Here is a 3,417-nt window from a genome sequence, read left to right as displayed (position 1 = left end):
ACCAGAATTAATTGCAACTGAACCAGGATTAAATGCAACCAACCTGCAATCATCGCTTTCAACCAGGATTAAATGCAACTATAAATATTAACATTTTTATCGCAGTTTCAATCCGCTCAAAGTGGCAGTCCCGCCGCCAACATTTGCTCGTGTAATTCACGAGATCGCGCTGGGTCAAGTTGTCCGCGAAACAGCAATTTAATTTCCGCTGGTTTGGCATTGAACTGTTCCGCCAAGCCTCTTACATCGTAGCCATGCCGGGTTAAGGTGGGTTCCAAATCGTCAATTTGCTTAGATAAAACCGACTCAATAATCGCTGTGGTAACAGTTTTTTCTCCAAAGAGGTATGCAGCCTCGAAAGCTAGTGTCAAATGTTGCTCGATTTGCAATGGTGTCCTCAACCGCGTGGCAAGTAAGTCAATAGCATCCGGCTCCAATATGTCACTTATTTGAGTATCTTCAGTAGTACATTTAGATACCAACCATTCAATATATTCTTTTTGACTACCAACAATACCCTCCAAGGAAAAGACAGTTGCCCGATAGCCAATTTCTTCCATAGTTGGACGGCGTAAATCATTTTTCAGCTTAGGATGACCAGCCAACACAACTGAAAGCGTACCACCACCGTCTTCAACTACCTCAATTAAACGTTTGAGTCCTGTGAGCGTACTGTAATGTAAGTCGTGAGCCTCATCTACAAACAACGCCACAGGCTTTTTACCTTTTCTAATCAAGTCACGCAGTTCCCGTTCTCGTTTTTCCCCAAGTGCAGGAATTTTAATTTCCTTATCTGTTGCTAAATCGTAAAATAAGGCAGCAATCAGTGTTGGTAGCGTCGCTCGGTTTTTATCAACAGAAAGCGATTTCGAGACTAAAATCTTGCCTTCTTTCTCCAAAACCTCAAACAAACGTCGTAAAGTCGTCGTCTTGCCACACCCGATAATTCCCGTAATGGCAACCAGCTTTCCTGAATGGATTGCGACTTTAATATCCTTAAACAATTGTTTTTGGTGTTCTGTCTCATAGTAGCCAGCCTTGCGGAACTCTCTGAGCAACCGAAAGTGTTCCATAACTTCAGTGAGCATTTTGTTCCTCTCCTTGATTGGAGCGGAAATATTGCCGCACTCGTTCAATAATCGCTTTTTTATTCAGAGTCTCAGCCAGCAGGGCATCAATGAATGCCAACTGTTCAGGAGACAATTTAGCCAAAGGTTTGGCCAGTTGTTCAGAAATCGCCCTCTTAGCAAACAATACAGTCGGATAAGTAAATTCTTGGTATGGGTCAGGGTCGTTAAAAGGTGTAACAGTTGGCTCCAATTCCTTATACTTATCCACCAGAAACAGTTTCTCCTGCTAAGTCAGGTTCTACCTCATAAGCCACACCCTCTACCGATACCCTAGCATCCGTTCCCACTTTCCGGCGTTGTGGTTCGCGGGCAAAGGTACAGAATCGCTCCCAACTACACATCGAACGTAAGCCAGACTTAGGTATATTTCGCAACCAATCTTCCATCCGAGAATGCGGCTCGATGCGGTGTGGTTTGTCGTTGTAATGCAACAAATATTGGCGCAACCATAAGTTAGCTTCAATGTCGCTTTCCGGTTCGTGAAAGTGATACAAAGTCTCGTGAGCTTCTTTGACTGTCCGAAAAGGTCTTTCTACTTTGCCTTTGGAGCGGGCTGTTACCCGACGACCATCTTTACCCGCAGGCATATGAGTAACAAGATTGATTCTCAGACAATCCATCACATTTTGAAATATGTGGCTTTTCGCAATGGGTCCGTTATCGGTATAAATCATCTCTGGAATCCCCTGAAAGGCAAACCCGTCGGTTGTTTTCGCTGTCATCGCATTAAATAAGAAACGTAATGCAGCTTCCACATCCTCCCCATAAACACAGTGGTATTCTTGATAACATAAACCACTACGGTCATCAACAATACTATAAAGCATCAGTAATGGATTACCTCTACCCGGTTCTACCCATGATGGCTGTTTTACGTGTTTTAAATCAGATGGGCTGAGGTCGAAATGCCAACATTCGTTGCTGTATTCTGCTTGAAAACGCACCGCAGGCGGTTGCCTGGTCATGCGTTCTTGATCATACCCCCACGTTTTTAAGTAATAATTGACGGTGCTTCTAGTTAACGCACCTTTATCTGGTTGGACAAAACCATCGGGTGTTTCCATCCCAAACTCCTCCAACAGTTCAATCGCCCGGACTGTGGAGATATGTCGCCCTTTCTTGTTACTAGTGCGGATTTTCATGGCCGCGATTACCTCGCAGTAACGTTCCATTTCCGCAAGTGAAAGTTTTCTGGGTGTTCCGCTATCTGAGCGATTTATGGATTTGGGGCGTGATGAGTTACGCAAGGCGCGATATAGCGTATCTGTTGACACTCCATATAATGCTGCTGTCTCTTCGATGAGAATTCGCCGCTCTTGACAACGGCTAGGCAATCCGTCGAGGCGGTGGCGTAAATTAATAAGTGCCTCTACAGAGATTTGCTTATGTACCATGTTCAGTTTTTATCTCTGCAATATAGTTGTAGAGCGTTGGTTTGGAAATTCCCATCAACTTACATATTTCAATAATTGTGTATTGTTTTTCGGTATAAAGTCTTACTGCTAATTGACGTTTAGTTGGATCTAGGGCTTTTGGTCTACCTCCCCTATGACCACGCCCTCGTGCTGCTACAAGTCCAGCAGTCGTGCGTTCACGGATGAGGTTGCGCTCAAATTCAGCCAATGCACCAAACAAATGGAAAATCAATCTACCACTGTTATTCGTGGTGATGATGGATTCTTGCAAGCTAGAAAGCCCAATTCCTCGCTTATCTAAGGTTGCCATCATTTCAATCAAATCTTTGAGCGACCTTCCTAAGCGGTCTAGTCGCCATACCACCAAAACATCACCAGTCCGTGCTACTTCCAATGCTAAGGAGAGTCCAGGTCGTTCTGCTTTTGCACCGCTGATCCGGTCGGAGTAAATTTTCTCGCAACCAGCTAGCTGCAAAGCATCCATTTGCAGGTTCAGATTTTGGTCATCTGTTGAAATTCGGGCATAGCCTATCAACATACTTGGAACCCCAACAAGTAAATAAACTCGTTACCTCACAGTATATGTTGCCTTTGATTTAATTACCGAGTTTCTTTACTAAATTTGATTCCGGTTCTGGTTCTGCTTGATGGTAATAATGGGAGTAAAAAAAACGGTCGTTTCTTTTACTCTCAGTTGCAATTAATCCTGGCTGAAGTTCAAATAGTGGCGTTGATAAGTTGGAGCGTTTTTTGAGTAAACTGCTCAACAACGATTTAATAGGACTTTCGGTCAGTTGCAAATAATCCTGGTTGAAACGGATGATTGCAGGTTGGTTGCATTTAATCCTGGTTCAGTTGCAATTAATTCTGGC

General features: G+C 43.7%; 2 protein-coding genes and 1 pseudogene. All 3 read right to left on the bottom strand.

Annotated features, from left to right (window positions below; genetic code table 11):
* Positions 1 to 116 precede the first annotated feature (116 nt).
* The gene (locus VB713_RS13915) at positions 117 to 1,088 is read right to left on the bottom strand and encodes an ExeA family protein (protein ID WP_323312113.1); all 972 of its coding nucleotides are present in this window, start codon (positions 1,086 to 1,088) and stop codon (positions 117 to 119) included.
* Positions 1,078 to 2,524: pseudogene (locus tag VB713_RS13910) on the bottom strand (IS481 family transposase). The gene VB713_RS13915 and the pseudogene VB713_RS13910 overlap by 11 nt, the downstream one beginning before the upstream one ends.
* Positions 2,514 to 3,083: a recombinase family protein gene (locus VB713_RS13905; protein ID WP_323312112.1), complete on the bottom strand. Its 570-nt coding sequence runs from the start codon at positions 3,081 to 3,083 to the stop codon at positions 2,514 to 2,516. Before VB713_RS13905 ends, VB713_RS13910 begins: the two are co-directional and overlap by 11 nt.
* Positions 3,084 to 3,417 lie beyond the last annotated feature (334 nt).

Source organism: Anabaena cylindrica UHCC 0172, assembly GCF_034931625.1.
Classification (GTDB): Bacteria; Cyanobacteriota; Cyanobacteriia; order Cyanobacteriales; family Nostocaceae; genus Anabaena; species Anabaena cylindrica_A.
The sequence above is the reverse complement of the archived record's forward strand: the minus strand, read 5'-3'. Positions and strand labels throughout refer to the sequence as shown.

Bases quoted from the DNA above. Each gene is read 5' to 3' on its own strand.
- VB713_RS13905 (WP_323312112.1), bottom strand. From the start codon at position 3,083: ATGTTGATAGGCTATGCCCGAATTTCAACAGATGACCAAAATCTGAAC.
- VB713_RS13915 (WP_323312113.1), bottom strand. From the start codon at position 1,088: ATGCTCACTGAAGTTATGGAACACTTTCGGTTGCTCAGAGAGTTCCGC.